This window comes from Paenibacillus sp. OK076, assembly GCF_900110055.1.
Lineage (GTDB): Bacteria > Bacillota > Bacilli > Paenibacillales > Paenibacillaceae > Paenibacillus.
Genome location: NZ_FOCH01000003.1, coordinates 116819 through 131680 on the forward strand (window position 1 = coordinate 116819; position 14862 = coordinate 131680).

Below are 14862 nucleotides of genomic sequence, written 5' to 3' on the forward strand. Positions count from 1 at the left end.
TGTATGCCAAAAGGCCCTCTCATCACGAAAGGGCTCTTTGTTCTTATTTTTTTGATCCTTGGCTATTTTACAGTGAGAATCACACGTTGATAATGCTTCAACTGATGCTCTCCATCATCCTGTACTTCGGCTACAATATGAATTGTATCACCGGATTTGGCATCATCAGGCACGGTGAACGTTACAGCATTGGTGTCGCTGTCCGCTAATTGAATCGTATCCAGCTTCTCACCCTTGGCCAGTTCACGATGCAATCCAAGCTGCAGGTCACCCGCCATCTCAGGCTGGACCTTCTCCTCCTGGACATTGGAATCTTTGTACGTATCTGCTTCAAAATATCTCCACCATCTGTACGTCAGTTGATCCCCATCCGGGTCCTGACCTTCTGCATGAAGGGTTACTTTCTCGCCCGGGCTGACGGAAAGGTCTAATCCTTCCTTAATGGTGAGTGTCGGATTATGGTTGGCTCCTTCAAAGGTATCCGCGACGGCCCAATCGGCACGAGCCGCAAAATCATTCTGAATATCGTCAAACCATCTCATCAGAGAGTATTCAGCCTCATATCGTTTGGTATACGGATCGTAATCAAGAACGTTGTCCCTAAACAGCTTGTCATTTACCACACCGAAGCGACCACCCCATCCACCATAGGAAGGGTCTTCCATACTGCGCAGGCCATTATCGATCAGATAGAAGAAGGATGGCGAATCACCTTCGGAGATAAAATCGTATTTGTCATACTGCGGATTTTTCTTCAAATATTCAGCACTACCGCGCTGCTCTTCGTCCAGCTCGCCTTCAATCATTTTACCATCACCCATGGTTGCATACATATCCAACAACTTGCCATGACCATCCAGAATGTTTTTGACCATCCAGTCGCCATGCAGCTTGCTATTGACTTCCTCTGTATGGAATTTCCACGCATAGGCAAAATGCCAGAAGTTCGATTGGTCGTTCAGAATGCGAATGTCCGGCCAATTTTTTGCAATATAGTCGTTATAGCTGTCATCCTGATCGAGGATAATGTATAGCACCAGTTTATCACTGACCTTTTTGCGAATCGTTTCCCACTCTGCGGTGTCCTTGTACTGTTCTTCAATCGATTTCAGTGCTCTGGCTGTTGTATTCGTACCGCCCCAGGTCTGCACAATCAGATCTCTGGAATCATCGTCGAGGAAAAGCGTTTCGAGAAATTTGGAACCTTCCGTTTCTTTCGCCATCTCCCCTTTGTCAGAGATATTACCGATTTTGGTCATCTTGCGAAGCTGCTCCGGCTCCGGATATCCCTCTGCATGTCTGGACAAGTTGGGATAGATCTCACCATAGGCATCAATCATATCGTACACCCACTGTGTTCCTGTCCAGCGGAAAGGTTGGATTCCTGCTTCCTCGTCGCCTGCATAATGATACACTGAACTGGTCAGCACAATGCCCGCCAGATCCATTTCATTGGAATATAAGAGAAAACGAATAACCGAGTTCATATCATCCACTTCACCATCGGTTGTAATTACCGTTCTGGCTTTGGTTGCAGAATGATCTGCCGTTTCTACAGGTTCATTTTGTTCCTGTTCTGCCGTCTTGTTCGGCGTTTCAGTGGCCGTTTGCGGTGTTTTGGATGCGCACCCACTGACAATCAGAACCATACTGAGGCAGCCAGCCGCCAAAACGTTTAACCATTTTCCTGTACTCATGTTCGTGATGCTCCCCTTTCTTGTGTTCCACGCGATGTGTTTTGGGAATGTCTGCGATGTCGGCCTGCTACTTAATATGGACCGTAAAATGCAAAAAAACCCAAACATCAATATGAGCTGGACGGAGTCCACACATATCAACATTCAGGTTTTGCCTGCCAAAGCAGTAACAATCCTCATTTGAGAAAAAGTATAACATGTTCGCCGTTTAATGTAAACGCATTCAACATTAAGTATATCAATTGATCTACACATTTACACGAGAACCGGAGAGGACAGAAATAACCTGAAGAAGCGGAGATAAAAGCTTTCTGAAAGAAAGCTACATCGGGAGCATACGCTTCGCCTTTATTCCCGGATTTTCACCTTTAAAAGAGGAAATCAAAAAAATCTGGGGATAACAGCGATCGGAAGGTTGTTCTTCATCGGAGTGGCAAGTGTAAATATTCTTTAGTTCAATTTATATAACCAGGGTGTAAGCTTTTCCCATTTTGATATATGATTATGCTTATGACTATAAGGGAATGTAACTGCTTGAAAACAAGCCTAATACAAGGAGGAATCAGCCACCGATGGAACAGCTAAATGCCGCCCTCATCCGTTTGGTAGAGCAGCAAGATTTATATAATGAAGCATATGGACTTTTCAAAAATAATGATCTGCGTCCTCGTGAACAACACCGCCTGCCGGAAGTGGATGAACGAATCCCGCTCTCTCCAGAGCTTCAATATCTGTACAGCCACTTCGAGATGATGGATGAACTGGCCAAAGGCACACTCAAAATGAAAAGTGCAGCCGTCGAGATCGGTGATGCGGCTCTGCTCTTCTTTGTTGCACCTGAACATCTCCATCGTCAGCAACTAGGTCACCGCTGGATCGGCATGAACGAACCCTATGAGGAGTCAGCCTCGTGGCCAAAAAATCATGTCGTCATTGCGAATTTTAACGATGATCCCTTAATCGTGGATACAGCAGCACCGAACTCGCCTGTATATGCGGCCTTTGCGGGTGAAGAACCTCAGCTTGTTGCCGATTCATTAACAGACTTTTTTAATGCACTGGCCATCCTGATTGAAGCTGCACGGGACTATGACGGCGAATTGAAGGACGAGGAAACGTATGAAACCAAACCCGAATATCTGGAGCATGTTGAACCTATATTGAATGATGTACTGGGAGAAGAGCATACTGCACATTTATTTGAGTATTTGTCATTTCGTTAGAAGTAAAGGATCACAGAATACGGAGGGTTGAATCATGATCTATGTTGCTCTGCTTCGGGGTATTAATGTGGGCGGTAATAATAAAATCAATATGAAGCAATTGAAAGAAACGTTTGAGCAAGCGGGCATGTTGGATGTGGTGACGTATATCAACTCCGGCAATATTATCTTTGCCGACCATCAGGAACGCTTGGATGCAAACGCTGAAATAGCCCAAATTCTTGAACAAGCCATAGCTGTTGATTTTGGCTTACAGATCAAGGTGATGGTACGTAATCTGGATGAAGTACGGACGGTTATTCAGGCACTGCCGGAGCAATGGACGAATGATGCCGCGGCCAAAAGTGATGTCATGTTCCTCTGGGATGAGGTAAATGACGTTTCAGTTCTGGACAAACTGCCCATCAAACCGGAAATCGGCACATTGCTATATGTTCCCGGAGCCATTTTATACTCCGTCAGTAAAGAACTTGTCACCCAAAGTGGCATGAACAAACTCATAGGCTCCAAGGTCTACAAATATATGACGGTTCGGAACGTGAACACCACCCGCCAGATTTACAAGCTGATGCAGGCAGCAGCAGAGAAGTAATGTGAATCAGCCGGGATCATGCTGTGCGCTTTGTGATGAAACTGAGGTCATCCAGCGAACAAGAAATGGACTGTACATGTCCAATCAGACCCGTTAAATGATGATGTAAAAAAATCCCCGGGCTAAGCGCCCCGGGGAATAACATCAGATACGTCTACTGCTTGCTGACTGCCATGAGGGAGGAAGAACGCTCCCGTATTTACATGTTACATGTGTCAGTCAATCTGGATGCTTTTGCGGCTGTGATCTTCGCCCGGACGCTTCGGAATGTCGAGCTTCAACACGCCATTTTCCAATCTGGCCTTGATGTTTTCCTCATCAATATGCTCCACATAGAAACGTCGGATAAATTCACCTGAACGTCTCTCTTGCCGAATGATTCGATTCGTATCATCCTTCTGCTCAGTCATTTCATTCCGTTTGGCTCGGATGATCAGTTCATTACCTTCAACGTGAATGTCTATATCCTCTTTAGCGATGCCGGGAAGCTCGGCTTCTACCAAGTATTTGTTTTGTTCCTCGCGAATATCGGTCCGAAATGGCTGTAAGCCAGTTCCGAATGGAGAGAGGAATGGAGACTCAACCATGTCATTGAAGGATTTCAGCATGTGTCCGAACAGGTCTTCATTTCGTTTGCGAAACGGAATCAGATCAAACATCAAAATCAGCTCCTTATGTGTGGTTGGTTTAGTTGTTGCTTACATGTCTTATTATAAGAGCGACCCCAACATTGCTCAAAATTCGTTAAAGCTCAAAAAGAACGATTTTTCCACGCCACGATTCATTCCCTTAAAATAGATTCTGCTTTCTTTTATTTTGACCTTTTTTGACCTTCTGGCTTTATCTGACTATGATACAGAACGTATGGCTTCCTTTGCCTTCGCTGGACCAGATTGATCTTTTCTAATGCCCAGCATAATAATACCCATGATTAGAACCAACAGAGCTATCAGCATGAACGGAATATGTTGATCCACCTGATACAGTGTTGTTGTCAGTAAAGGGGTAATCACGGCTGATATGCCTTGAATCGCTGCAACCAATCCGGCTGCGCCACCCTGCTGTTCTTTGCTGACCGAAAGAGAAGCTCCTGCCATAAAACCAGGCATCATCAGACCCGAGCCCATGCCGAACAGGAAGAAGGATAGATAATAGACAACCAATTGACTGGAGATCAGAAACAATACCATGCTTGCGAGCAGAAAAAGGGACCCGAGCAAAATCATCGGCCGCGGCTGCCATTTCAACCACTTCATCTGGATCACCTGCATGATCAGCATCGCAGCTCCGGAGAACATGAGTCCGAAGGAGACCATTCTGGCTGTAGCTCCTGGAGATAATGCGAGCTGATCCTGAAAATAAAATCCACCGACAACCTGTAACGTCATAATGCCCATCATTGTAACCAAACCAGCAGCAAGATACATCCGCAAACCGCGTTGAAGCGGGTTAACCTTGGGCGCTTTCTCCTGAATGACCGGCTTGGCAGCAGGAATGAGCAACAAAGCGATAATAAACGCCGCTAACGCAATAAAAATACCAAAATAAAGCGGCCACAGCAGGCCGATTATGGTAAAAGCACCTGCAATCGCAGGGCCTAATACAAGTCCCAGCCCATTGGCGGCACTAATAATCGCCATCCCGCTTCCCCGCTCTTCCCCTTCCGTCACATCTCCCATATATGCCTGAGAAGAGGATAACACTGCCGGAATGAACATACCGATCAAGCTCCGCGTTACAATGAGAAGGGTTAACAGCAGGCCTCCTCCGATCCACGCATTTAATCCACTATACATCGCCAATGCAAACAACGCACAGCTTATGGACATGCCTATGAATCCAATCAATATGATGGGTTTTCTGCCTTTCAGATCACTGAATCTGCCCCATACCGGACCCATTACAGCCATGGCGATGGACCCGAGTGAAATAATGAGCCCGGAATGACTTTCTTTCATCCCCAGCTCACGAATAAGCGGCGGCATAATGGGAGCAATAAGCATAAGACCCAACATGGCTGCAAATACGCTAAAAAAAATACTTCCTCTGATTCTGTTCACGCTCATACACTCCTTTATTTTTCAGTACAGTAACCACTGTACCTGGAGTATATAAGGTTGAAAGAATCTCGACTGCCTCCATACGGAATAATTAACGGTTAGACGGATTAATTATTAATATTTTTTTTCATTTCCGATGGCTTCACACCGAATTTGCGATAGAATTGCTGGGAAAAGGCACTGATATTGCTGTAACCAACTGCGATCGCTGCCTCAGTGACGTTGTTCTCTTGGCTGCGCAGCAATTTCATGGCGTTATCCAGACGAATCTGACGCAAATATTCAAAAACGGTAGTGCCGAACAGCGCTTTGAAGCCTTTTTTCAATTTGAAATCATTAAGACCCACCTGTTTGGACAACGCCAGCAGGGATGGAGGGTCCACCATACATGCTTCCATAATCTCCCGGGCGGTATGCAGCTTCCGTATATCCTCTCTGGAGAATCCTAAAGGGATAGGTGCCAGATCAAACAGCTGAATCATAAACCGATTCAATATCTCCAATGCAGTCGCTTCCATCATTAAGGAAGATCGGAAGGGGTTATTCAATTCGCCAATCAGACTGTCAATCATCGTTCGAATTCTGTGATCCAGCTGAAATATGATAGGCTTGAATACACAATGCCCCAAAATGTCCTGAAAACGAATGGACTTGCTGGTTGCCAATTGTGCACCCGCATAATTGAACAATGAGATCGGAATGCCGATGGCAAAAGAAGTATAATTCTCCTGCGCAGGCGGGTGGAACCAGGCTTCAAAATCACGCATCATAAGGAGTGCTCCCTGTCCAGTAGACAGCGTATATTCCTGACCGGATATGTCTACATAACGCGCACCTGACAAGGCAAACTGCAGCTCAATGATGGGAATATTCGACGCAAAGAATGTAGGACACGGCTCACTATAATTAATCTGAGAATACACAATTTCGATACCACTATACGTGGTAACTCTTTTGATATTGCCACAGCCCGCTTTAGCAGAGAGCAGGTACGTATGTTCATCCTGCTGACGGAATGGTTCCTGCGTTAAATAATGTTGGTATACAACGGCTAACGAATCGAAACCCATGAGTTTTCACCTCGCCTGTATTGATCATGATCCTCGAAAAGGAAATGGATTCAACCTTATTGAGAACTATTCTCAATTAATTTTACCGCAATTTCACATTTTCGACCAGTCCCATGACGAGATCGTTACCCTTCATATTGAAGCGGTCGTCCCAAGGGGCATATTCACATTTTTTTCGCGTAATAATTGAATAGGAAGATGCCCAGCCCAATTTGAAAAATGAAAACACTCGCCAGTACAGTCACGACAATCGGTTCTACACCGATCAGACTAAATAGCACGGTTACGGCCATCAGAATATAAAAAATAGTAATATTTGTTTTCCAGCCTGCTTTTTCCTTCAACCGAATAGTGCGTTCATCTTGAACATCGATCTCCTTCTGTCTCAATCGCTCAGCATACATTGCCTGATTAGAAGACTTGTTCATCCATATGGAATGCACCGTATTGCCAAGCCCCAGAACCAGAAGCACCGAACCTGAACCGATCAACAAACCCGAGACTCCGCTTAATGCTTCACCTCTCAGAGCAAACCCACCAATACATGTCATAACCAGACCTGCTATTGCCAGTAGTACATGCACCCACTTATTGGTTGCTTTCATCATCCTGCTCCTCCTCGTAAATGAAAATTTCTTCGATGCTCATGTCAAAATAACGGGCAATTTTGAATGCAAGAATAATGGAAGGATTGTAACGACCGTTCTCCAATGATCCGATCGTCTGTCTGGACACCTCCAATCTGTCGGCAAGTTCCTCCTGCTTGATTCCATTTTTCTTTCGAATTTCTTCCAGTCTGTTTTTCAATATAATAGCTCCTTCAAAAATGGAAAGTTAACTTTCCGTAAATATATCAAAATTTCTTCAACATGTAAAGCGAGCTTTCCATTCCAGGGATTTGTTGTTGATTTCCCGCTATCTCAGCTGTTATTCAGATGAAAATCGTTCCTGTTTACGATTTTACACAACTCACTTTGTGTTTTTACCCTTCCGTAACATTTCATCCCTATACTAAAACAATTGTACATACCATCACACACGAAACGGTAAAGGGGATCTAGAACATTGAAAAAGAGAAATCAATGGCTCGCCGTTATGTCCATGACAGCCATACTCACTACAGGAGCAACAAGCTACACGCCGATGGCCTATGCGGCTAACACACTTGAACCTGCTAACGATCATGTCGTACTACGAACAGCGATACAAAATATGCAGGGAAAAGTCACTTGGGACGGAAGCAAGCAAAGGGTCGATATTCAGCTAGGAGACATACAGGCACAGCTCCCGGTCGGGACGGCCACAGCCACCATTAACGGTGTAAAAACTCCACTGGACAGCAAAAGCTATATCGCCAATGGAATAACGTATGTATCTCCCAAAACGCTAAAGCTAATCACGAATCAATTGATCCTGAACCAAAATAAAACCGGATTTGAACAGACTGCGGCCTTTCAGATGCCCGGAGGCAAAGCTGAAATATCAGCCTCTACTCCTGATGGTCAACGTCTGTTGGTAACCGAAGCGGACAATGGCAGCATTTCCGTGCTGGATATTGCAGACCTGAATAACATCAACGTTTTGAAGACCGTCAGCTTCCATGACCTCTCCGCCAAAGCGGAAGTAACGAGCGTAACGGTATCCAAGGATGGCAAATACGGGCTTGCCGTGATTCGTACAGGCGATACGGACACTGAAGCCAATAAGGGATTGCTGGCGATTGTTGACCTCACAACCTACAAAACCGTGAAGACGTATGAACTTGGCATCGGTCCAGACTCCATCGCGTTGTCACCTGACGGCCTGCATGCAGTTATTGCCATTGAGGATGAAGAACTTAACAAAGCCGCCGATGAGATTGATTATGCCAATGCGAAGCGTCCAGGCAGCATCATGATTGTATCTTTTGCTGGCGGAAACGTACTTGAAGGTGAGATCACCAACTTGCCGGTAGCCCTGGAAAATGTAGCTGGAGCAAGCTATCTGCATGATCCACAACCAGAGTATGTTGCCATTAGTCCTGACAGCAAAACAGCAGCCGTAACGTTGCAGGAGAACAATGCCATTGCTGTTGTTGATCTGGAGACGAAGAAGATCAGCTCGATCTTTTCGCTAGGCACCACTTCACATCAAGCCGATCTGAAAGATGACGGCATTGTCCAATTTACTGAGAGTTTAACCGCTCGTTATGAGCCGGATGGTATTGCTTTCTCTGCTGATGGCAAATACCTGTTGACTGCCAATGAAGGTGATTTGGGCAAGGATGAATTTGACGATGGGGTAAAAGCAGGCGGACGCAATATTGCGGTCTGGGATCTGCAGGGAAAGCGGATGTACGATAGCCAGAACCTCATTGACGAAGCAACGGCCAAGACTGGCTTGTACCCGGATGACCGCAGTCCCAACAAAGGCAGTGAAGTTGAGAATTTGACGGTAGCAATGATCGAAGGCAAGACTTACGCGGCAGTGGCTTCCGAAAGGGCAGATGCCATTTTGTTCTTCGATCTTGCTGATCCGGTAAATCCAGCTTACCTCGGGCTTATCCCCACTGCTGGTGAATCGCCGGAAGGCATCCATCGGGTTAATGGGCGCAGCCTGTTTGTAAGCGCGGACGAGAGCACAGGAACACTTAGTTTTTTCGCAAAAAAATAGGTCGAGCAACCTTTATGTAGAAGGAATTAGCTTCACAACCATAAATAAAAAGGACAAGAGAGTATGCTTTCTTGTCCTTTTTATTTTACTGACTCCTATATGCCGGACTTATTCCCAGAAGAATCGGCCTGCAAATACTTTTTCCGTCAACAGCTTGTACGTTTCTTCAGACAATTCTTTCTTCATCTTCGCCATTACCGCTTCCTTGCCTTCGTTATACTGTGAGGACATGCCAATCTCTGCTGTGGTATTGTTCGCATCCAGACGCATGATCGGAGTCTTGGCATCTTTCGTCCAAGGTGTCCATGCCGCCAGTTCAGTCGAGCCACCATTACCCGGGTTGCCCGTGTACAGAAACTGTTTCAGATAAGCTGCCATGGCTTCAGACAATTGCTCACGACCAGGTTTGTTCGTTTCACTGAAATAACCTTCCGGGAAATAGGCTGCTATACCGTCCGCATGCCCTGTATAAAAGTCCATGTCCGCTCCATGTGGTGCGCCAAGCAACGTTTGCAACCGTTCGGAGATGACGCCAGGCTGTGTGCCCCATGCAAAACGGTAAGCATATACCGGAGGTTGTCCCTCCTCACTGGTCAAACGTTCAGCTACACGCTCTGCATTAAAACCTGCATAAGCCTCGCTGCCGTATTTCAGGGCTGCAGCATACTGCTCCGCCTTGGTCTTATCGGTTAACAGGGTTCCATCGTCAATCGATGGAACAAAGTTCGGATCACCAAAGGCAAATCCGGAGAATTCGGTTTCCAGACTGCCCAGCAGTACAGGCACTTGTGCATAATTACCGCTGTTGATGGCGTCAAATCCTTCTTTTGGAATGACTGTACCATCACGGAACAGGTGAGGGAACGGCTCCATACGGATCGCCGTGGCACCGAATGCAGTGACCAGCTTGTCCGCAGGCAACTCGCGCAGATAGGTCTCCAGCTGTACCTGAGATTGTTCAGCAATCCATGTTTTGGCTTCTTCATCCGTAGTCGCTTTGCCCTCTGCCACGAGCAATTTTACGAGCGCATTCTCGGACCTCTTCTCTCCATCTTCCGGTGCCGCTGTGGTCAAGCCTCCACTGAAGGCGACGGCTTTCTGGTATAGCCCTTTGCTGAGTGGAGATATGAGGGTTGCGAGAACATCACGGGCTCCTGCAGATTGTCCGGCCAAAGTCACATTGCCCCTGTCTCCGCCGAAACCTTCGATATTATCCTGTACCCACTGCAATGCACGGAATGCATCCAGCAAACCGTAGTTGCCGGAATCATCCAGGGCATTGCCGGTTTTCAGCGCCGCGTTTTGAAAGAATCCAAGTGCTCCAAGTCTGTAGTTCACGGAAATGATGATGCTGTTCGTTTTACGCGCAAGCTGTTCACCCTGAAAATCCTTGCCTGATCCGGTCATATTCCCGCCGCCGTGCAGAAACACCATCACCGGAAGTTTCGAGCTGGTTGTATCGGGACGCCAGATGTTGAGGTACAGCGAATCCTCGCTTCCTGCTGTATTTTTACCGGATAACTGCAAGCTGTTCGCAGCAAATTGTTTCGCTGGTCTGGTTTCCGTCCATGCCTCCGCTTCACGCGGAGCTTTCCAGCGCAGTTCACCTACCGGAGGTGCGGCATAAGGAACACCAAGCCAGCCGAGCGTACCGTATTGTTCATAGGTTATGCCATCAATGGCGCCATATTTCGTCTGCTGCAACGTTTGAGGTTTGAATGCCTGAACCTGTTTATGTTTCATCCAGTGCTTCTCCAAGGTCTCGCTGCCATTCTTGAGCTGTGCCTGCAATGCCTGTGCGGTTGCCTCCGCCATCTGGCGATTGGTAAGTTCGCTCGTACCCTTACCTTGAAGCGCCTTCACCCCCTTAACGGATGCATAAGTGGAAGCTTCTCCTTGATTGTAGTCTGTACCTGCCTCATATCCAAGTACCTTCAGCAGCATTTCGGCATATCCTTCCGTTGTCAACGGTGCATTGGGTTCAAAACGTTCGCTTCCTGCTGCAATTCCAGACAGATACGGATGCAACTTCAAATACCCAACCACCGGTTGCAGCAGCTTGCCTGCTTGTGCAGCATCTTCATACGTATCCGTACCGTTGTAGGCGAGTGCCTCCTGTTCCAAACCTGACAGACGCAAGTAGAGCATAGCAGCCTGTATACGGGTTGCCTTTTTGTTCAGATAGGCTTCATTAACGCCCTGACCATTGCCACGAATCAGCTGGGATTGAATCAGTTTGTCCATGGCTGTGGAAGAAGCGGAACCTGACATTCCGGCCGCATACGCAGGCAGACCTGATACACATAAACCCAGAATGGTTGCTACGGCGATCGTACGTTTGATAGTTTTCATGTCTTAAATCTCCTCGCTGTCTAATAGTGTGTGATGGAATGAGTCAGGCGTTTTTTATATAAAAAAACCTGAATCAAAGGCAAACAGACGTCGCTTAACGCGGTCTTCTGCCCTCAATCCAGGTTTTGCCTGCAATCAGTAACAACCCTGAGGATTAATGAGGTTAGATCCATTTTTCAGTTGTAAACGCAATCAATAGTTTGATAATGAAATCATAAACGAATGAACCGGTACAGGTATTGCCCGAGAGATCGGTTACAACCCTGTTGTTATGGAGATGTTAGCACGAAATGAAAGCGCTAGCAATATTTTTTTTAATCATACTCATTATGAACTCCCCTAGGGACCCAAAGTAAAGAGCCACCCATGACTAGGAAGTGATCCCTACATGTATGGCTCTTTTGAATGAAGCTCAATTAATCCAACGTTCGTGCCAATCTTTCCAGCAGTTCCACGGCCGAAGCCAATACCGCTTCATCGATATCGAATTCCGGGTGGTGATGTGGGGCAGGTAGTTCGCTGCCAACGATCATATACGTAGCTTGATCTTCAACTCCAAATGTTGCAGCGGGTAACGCTCAGTGGATTGTTCTCCTGCCTCATGCAGCCGATCGATCTCGATCATAAGCACACCGATCTGACTGTCCTTGAATGCGGAGCTGCGAATCTGTTCAATCAGCATGCGAACGGCCTGCACCGTCTCTAACTTGGTCGAGTCGATTTTGAAGACTGGAACCCCTCTCTCGAAAAGTCCTTCATATACTGCATACAGGCATGTAATCGCTGCCTTGGTGTGCCCTTCTGCCAGTGACGAACGTGGAATTCGATCATTTCCTGTACATCATAGTCTATGGAAAACACGTATTTGCGTAACTGCTCCTCCGAGAAATTCAGCTCTTCCAGGCTGTCCATCAGCCCCCAGCTCTCATTGTCAGTCATATCAATAGAGATGTCTTTCACGGGGCTGTCCAATGTATAAACGGCTTGGAGCATAGCTTTATAGAAACTGGCCCCTGTAGGCGGACAGTAGATGGCATCTTCTTTTTCATGCAACACGGCTTGGACTGTCAGATAGGGAATCGGACCCGTAAACACCCACCCGTGTACATTCTCTCGGTTCCTGGTAATAATGTCCCCCGTTTCCCTGGCGTGTTCATACGGGTATAGCTCAAAGCTCGCCCCCAGATTCTGCTCGTGCAAAGCACGCATGGTGCGCTCGATGGACGGCTTCGGCCCAACAATTCCGATACGGAAATACATTCGCACACCTCCTTGTCCACACACCGCTTCTTCAGACACATATTTCAATACAAAAATCATACCGAACTGAAGTTCCGCTGTAAACCTCTCCATAAACAACCAGTGTAAACCTTAATATATACAGAACGGTTCCAACCTTACTCATCTTCATTTTTTGATTCGATTCCTTCTCCCTAATCGTAAACTTTACATTTAGTTAATCCAGTGCATACGCTCACTTATCATTCATTGTATACACTGGGTTTTGGATACCAAACTATACATATTATTAGGAGGATGTGTTCATGTTAAACCGATTCAATACCCGTGCGGCCAAAATGATGCTCGCGGTAACGACGATTGTTACGGCTACGCTGGGAGTCAGTAGTGCAGCTTGGGCTGTGGAAGACACCATCTCAACAACTTCTAGTTCACCAATCAAAAATGTCATCATACTCATTCCTGACGGTATGGCTAACGATGCCACCGCTCTGGCCCGTTGGTACAAGGGTTCCTCTCTTACATTGGACTCCATGGCTAGTGGCATGGTTCGTACACACTCTGCGGATGCGCCGATTGCGGACTCGGCCCCTGCGGGAACAGCCTTTGCTACAGGTCATAAATCACATACAGGGTATGTCGGAGTACTGCCTGATAAAGCAACGATGCCTGGACAAAAAGCCATCGCACCGGGAGATGCCAAAAAACCGGTCGCTTCTATCCTGGAAGCATCCAGACTTGCAGGCAAAGCAACTGGCATCATTGCGACATCTGAAATTATGCACGCCACGCCGGCTGACTTCTCGGCCCACTATCCAGATCGCAAAAACTATGATGCACTGAGCAAACAGCAGGTCTATAACGGTATGGACGTTGTTCTCGGTGGAGGAAGCAGCTATTTGGAGCCTGCGGGACGCAAAGATGGCGAAAATCTGGTCTCATCCATCAAGGCACTGGGCTACGACTATGTGACTACTCCGGCGGCGATGAAAGCTTCCGCTTCAGGCAAGCTATGGGGCATGTTTGCCCCGGCAGGCATGGCTTACAATATGGATCGTGATCCAGCTAAACAGCCAAGCCTCGCCGAGATGACAACTAAAGCGATCGAGGTTCTTTCCAAAGATGAAGATGGTTTCTTCCTGATGGTTGAGGGCAGCAAGGTCGACTGGGCAGCACATGCCAACGATCCAATCGGCATTATCAGTGACGTGCTGGCGTTCGACGATGCCGTCAAAGTAGCCACGGATTTTGCCAAAAAAGATCAAGAAACCGTTGTTGTCGCTGTTACGGACCACCAGAACGGTGGATTGACTATCGGCAATGCCTCAACTACAGGCACTTATGATAAAGAACCGTTGTCCACATTTATCGGACCTCTGAAAAAGGCCAAGCTGACAGGCGAAGGTTTGGAAACCAAGCTGAATGCCAAACGAACTAATATCAAAGCTGTGATGAAGCAATACTATGGCATTACCGACCTGACTTCCGAGGAAATCGCTGCCATTAAAGCGGCCAGTCCTGGCAGCCTCAATTATACGGTTGGACCGATGATCAGCAAACGTTCCGGCATCGGCTGGACCACTGGCGGTCACACGGGCGGAGATGTTGTGCTATATACGTACGCTCCGAATAATGATCGTCCTTTCGGTGTTATCGACAACACGGATGTAGCCAAATACATGGCACGTGTGCTGGACCTTGACCTCGATAGCGTTAGCAAACAATTGTTTGTGCCTGCGAAACAGGCTTTTACTGCCAAAGGAGCAACGTACAAGCTGGATCTGACAGATGCCAAAAATCCAAAGATCCTCGTAACAAAAGGCAGCACCAAGCTTGAACTGCAAATCTACACAAATATCGCGCTCGTGAATGGTAAAAAAACAACCCTGGATGGCGTTATTGTCTACAATGGCGTAGAAGCCTTTGTGTCACAGGATGCGATTGAGCTGATTCAATAAAAAAAGTGCCTGCTCATTG

At 46.9% G+C, this 14862-nt stretch carries 13 protein-coding genes; 4 read left to right on the forward strand and 9 right to left on the reverse strand.

What is annotated here, in order from left to right:
• Positions 1-62 precede the first annotated feature (62 nt).
• Positions 63-1697 (reverse strand): nucleoside hydrolase-like domain-containing protein, encoded by a 1635-nt coding sequence (locus tag BMY78_RS23060; protein ID WP_090903727.1) that lies wholly within the window; start codon positions 1695-1697, stop codon positions 63-65.
• 572 nt (positions 1698-2269) lie between these two features.
• Here BMY78_RS23060 and BMY78_RS23065 point away from each other — a divergent pair.
• Together BMY78_RS23065 and BMY78_RS23070 are read left to right on the forward strand one after the other, a co-directional pair.
• Complete coding sequence (locus BMY78_RS23065; RefSeq protein WP_090903728.1) at positions 2270-2920, forward strand: hypothetical protein; 651 nt, start codon at positions 2270-2272, stop codon at positions 2918-2920.
• A gap of 34 nt (positions 2921-2954) precedes the next feature.
• Positions 2955-3512, forward strand: a complete 558-nt coding sequence (locus tag BMY78_RS23070; protein WP_090903729.1) for a DUF1697 domain-containing protein — start codon at positions 2955-2957, stop codon at positions 3510-3512.
• Positions 3513-3727: 215 nt separating this feature from the next.
• Here BMY78_RS23070 and BMY78_RS23075 read toward each other — a convergent pair whose 3' ends face one another.
• The 5 genes from BMY78_RS23075 to BMY78_RS23095 form a co-directional block, all read right to left on the reverse strand.
• The gene (locus BMY78_RS23075; RefSeq protein WP_090903730.1) at positions 3728-4171 is read right to left on the reverse strand and encodes an Hsp20/alpha crystallin family protein; all 444 of its coding nucleotides are present in this window, start codon (positions 4169-4171) and stop codon (positions 3728-3730) included.
• Between the two features lie 189 nt (positions 4172-4360).
• Positions 4361-5572 (reverse strand): MFS transporter, encoded by a 1212-nt coding sequence (locus BMY78_RS23080; protein WP_090903731.1) that lies wholly within the window; start codon positions 5570-5572, stop codon positions 4361-4363.
• A 107-nt stretch (positions 5573-5679) separates the two neighbouring features.
• Entirely contained in the window at positions 5680-6642 is a 963-nt protein-coding gene (locus BMY78_RS23085) for a helix-turn-helix transcriptional regulator (RefSeq protein WP_090903732.1), read from the reverse strand.
• Between the two features lie 164 nt (positions 6643-6806).
• Complete coding sequence (locus BMY78_RS23090; protein WP_143067075.1) at positions 6807-7250, reverse strand: hypothetical protein; 444 nt, start codon at positions 7248-7250, stop codon at positions 6807-6809.
• Positions 7231-7449: a helix-turn-helix transcriptional regulator gene (locus tag BMY78_RS23095; protein ID WP_062325685.1), complete on the reverse strand. Its 219-nt coding sequence runs from the start codon at positions 7447-7449 to the stop codon at positions 7231-7233. The genes BMY78_RS23090 and BMY78_RS23095 overlap by 20 nt, the downstream gene beginning before the upstream one ends.
• Positions 7450-7707: 258 nt before the next feature.
• Between BMY78_RS23095 and BMY78_RS23100 the strand changes: the two genes are divergently transcribed.
• Positions 7708-9294 carry a choice-of-anchor I domain-containing protein gene (locus BMY78_RS23100; RefSeq protein WP_090903734.1) on the forward strand — a complete coding sequence of 529 codons (1587 nt, stop codon included), beginning with the start codon at positions 7708-7710 and terminating at the stop codon, positions 9292-9294.
• Positions 9295-9402: 108 nt separating this feature from the next.
• Here the strand turns inward: BMY78_RS23100 and BMY78_RS23105 are convergent, their stop codons facing one another.
• The 3 genes from BMY78_RS23105 to BMY78_RS23110 all read right to left on the reverse strand — a co-directional run bounded on the left by BMY78_RS23105 (position 9403) and on the right by BMY78_RS23110 (position 12906).
• Positions 9403-11646, reverse strand: a complete 2244-nt coding sequence (locus tag BMY78_RS23105; protein ID WP_090903735.1) for a carboxylesterase/lipase family protein — start codon at positions 11644-11646, stop codon at positions 9403-9405.
• Positions 11647-12175: 529 nt separating this feature from the next.
• Positions 12176-12328 carry a hypothetical protein gene (locus tag BMY78_RS32940; protein ID WP_177185847.1) on the reverse strand — a complete coding sequence of 51 codons (153 nt, stop codon included), beginning with the start codon at positions 12326-12328 and terminating at the stop codon, positions 12176-12178.
• Between the two features lie 20 nt (positions 12329-12348).
• Positions 12349-12906 (reverse strand): hypothetical protein, encoded by a 558-nt coding sequence (locus BMY78_RS23110; RefSeq protein ID WP_090903736.1) that lies wholly within the window; start codon positions 12904-12906, stop codon positions 12349-12351.
• A gap of 284 nt (positions 12907-13190) precedes the next feature.
• Between BMY78_RS23110 and BMY78_RS23115 the strand changes: the two genes are divergently transcribed.
• On the forward strand, positions 13191-14843 hold the full coding sequence (locus BMY78_RS23115) for an alkaline phosphatase (RefSeq protein ID WP_256222329.1): 1653 nt from the start codon (positions 13191-13193) through the stop codon (positions 14841-14843).
• Positions 14844-14862: the final 19 nt, after the last annotated feature.

Excerpts from the sequence above, each read along its gene's own strand:
- BMY78_RS23060 (WP_090903727.1), bottom strand. The coding sequence starts at position 1,697 with ATGAGTACAGGAAAATGGTTAAACGTTTTGGCGGCTGGCTGCCTCAGT.
- BMY78_RS23065 (WP_090903728.1), top strand. The coding sequence starts at position 2,270 with ATGGAACAGCTAAATGCCGCCCTCATCCGTTTGGTAGAGCAGCAAGAT.
- BMY78_RS23070 (WP_090903729.1), top strand. The coding sequence starts at position 2,955 with ATGATCTATGTTGCTCTGCTTCGGGGTATTAATGTGGGCGGTAATAAT.
- BMY78_RS23075 (WP_090903730.1), bottom strand. The coding sequence starts at position 4,171 with ATGTTTGATCTGATTCCGTTTCGCAAACGAAATGAAGACCTGTTCGGA.
- BMY78_RS23085 (WP_090903732.1), bottom strand. The coding sequence starts at position 6,642 with ATGGGTTTCGATTCGTTAGCCGTTGTATACCAACATTATTTAACGCAG.
- BMY78_RS23090 (WP_143067075.1), bottom strand. The coding sequence starts at position 7,250 with ATGATGAAAGCAACCAATAAGTGGGTGCATGTACTACTGGCAATAGCA.
- BMY78_RS23105 (WP_090903735.1), bottom strand. The coding sequence starts at position 11,646 with ATGAAAACTATCAAACGTACGATCGCCGTAGCAACCATTCTGGGTTTA.
- BMY78_RS32940 (WP_177185847.1), bottom strand. The coding sequence starts at position 12,328 with ATGCTGATTGAACAGATTCGCAGCTCCGCATTCAAGGACAGTCAGATC.
- BMY78_RS23110 (WP_090903736.1), bottom strand. The coding sequence starts at position 12,906 with ATGTATTTCCGTATCGGAATTGTTGGGCCGAAGCCGTCCATCGAGCGC.
- BMY78_RS23115 (WP_256222329.1), top strand. The coding sequence starts at position 13,191 with ATGTTAAACCGATTCAATACCCGTGCGGCCAAAATGATGCTCGCGGTA.